This window comes from Streptomyces sp. NPDC040410 (genome assembly GCF_055595715.1).
Genome location: NZ_JBVIVK010000070.1, coordinates 1 through 2,024 on the forward strand (window position 1 = coordinate 1; position 2,024 = coordinate 2,024).

Here is a 2,024-nt window from a genome sequence, read left to right on the forward strand (position 1 = left end):
GCATCCACACCAACCCACCCACCAAACAACCCCAACACCGACGAACCCACACCCACACCCACACCCGTACCCTCAAGCGAAGACCCACCCCACTCAGTGAGCAGCAGTTCGCGCTCGGCGGGGTCGAGGATCTCCACGGCGGCCAGACGCAGCGCCGGGTCCGCGGTCACCGACTCCAGGACTCGTGCCCACCGTTCGGTGAGGGCCTCGATGGAGCGAGCGTCGAACAGATCGGCCGATCCGACGACGGCACCGCGCAGTCCGGCGGGGTTGCCGTTCTCGTCGTATGCCTCCGCGATCATCACATCGAGGTCGTACTTGGCCGAGGCGGCCATGGCGGCCTCGACGCCCGCGACCGCTCCGGCCCGCACGCCCGGCATCTCCAGTCCGGCCCGCTCGACGTTCTGCAAGGTCAGGGCCACTTGGAACAGGGGGTGGCGGGACATGGAGCGTTCGGGGGCCAGCTCCTCGACGAGTCGCTCGAAGGGCACGTCCTGGTGCGCCCAGGCGCCCAGACTGGCTTCGCGCACGCGCTCCAGGACCTGCCGGAACTCCGGGTTCCCGGAGAGGTCGGTGCGGATCACGAGGGTGTTGACGAAGAACCCGACCAGGTCGTCCAGCGCCTCGTCGTTGCGGCCGGCGATACCGCATCCGACGGGAATGTCGGTTCCGGCGCCCAGCCGTGACAGGGTGACCGCGAGCGCGGCCTGCATCACCATGAACACGGTGACGCCCTCGGCACGCGCGAGTTCCACGACCCGCTGGTGCACTTCGGCGGGCACGTGCAGCGGAATCTGGTGGCCCTGGTGGCTGGTCATGAGGGGGCGCGCCCGGTCTCCAGGCAGCTCCAGTTCCTCCGGTGAGCCGGACAGCGTCTGCCGCCAGTACTCCACCTGTGCGTTCAGCAGACTGTCGGGGTCGGAGGCGTCGCCCAGCAGCTCCCGCTGCCAGAGGGCGTAGTCGGTGTACTGCACGGGCAGCGGCGCCCATTCGGGTGCCTCGTCGCGCAGCCGCGCCGCGTACGCGGTGGACAGATCGCGTCCCAGGGGACCCATCGACCAGCCGTCGCTGGCGATGTGATGCATCACCACCACGAGCACCTGCTCGTCCGACCCGGCCTCGAACAGCCAGGCACGGATGGGCAGTTCGGACGACAGGTCGAAGGCGTGCCGCGACACCCGGCTCACCGTCTCGGCCATGTCCTCGTGGGTGACCTGGGACACCTCCAGCTCCCAGTCCAGTTCCCGCGGGTCGAGGATCCGCTGATACGGCTCACCGTCGACCGCGGCGAACACCGTCCGCAGCGACTCATGCCGCGTGATCACATCCCGCAGTGCCGCATTGAGTACGACGGGGTCGGCGCCGTTCACCCGGATCGGCACCGGGATGTTGTACGTGGGGTTGGGCCCTTCGAGCTGGCCGAGGAACCACAGGCGCCGCTGCGCGAACGACAGGGGTACCCGCTCGGGCCGTTCGGCCACGGCCCGCAGGGGGGAACGGGCCTGCTGGGTGCCCTGGGCGAGCCGGGCGGCCAGCCGTGCCACCGTCGGCGCCTCGAACAGCGCCCGTACCTCGACCTCGACGCCCAGCACGGCACGGATCCGGGATGTCAGTCGCACTGCAAGCAGTGAGTGCCCGCCGAGGCGGAAGAAGTTGTCCTCCACCCCGACCGTGTCCAGGCCCAGGACATCGGCGAACAGTGTGCACAGGATCTCTTCCTGCACCGTGGCCGGGGCACGGCCCTCTCCCGAGGTGTACTCCGGTGCGGGGAGTGCCTTGCGGTCCAGCTTCCCGTTCACCGTCAGCGGCAGCTCGTCCAGGACCACAAAGGCGGACGGCACCATGTACTGGGGCAGTTGCGAGGCAAGCAGTTCCCGCAGCGCCGCTGTGTCCTGGACCGACGGGACGACGTACGCCACCAGGGCACCCTCACGGGCGACCACGGCGGCCTGGGTGACCTCCGGGTGGGACAGCAGCACGGCCTCGATCTCACCGGGCTCGATACGGAAACCACGCACCTTCAC

Annotated in this window: 1 protein-coding gene; it reads right to left on the reverse strand. The window is 69.5% G+C overall.

Going from position 1 to position 2,024, the window contains the following annotated elements:
- A partial coding sequence (locus tag ACZ562_RS38310) for a condensation domain-containing protein (RefSeq protein ID WP_471189341.1) occupies nt 1-2,024 on the reverse strand: 2,024 nt, incomplete at both ends.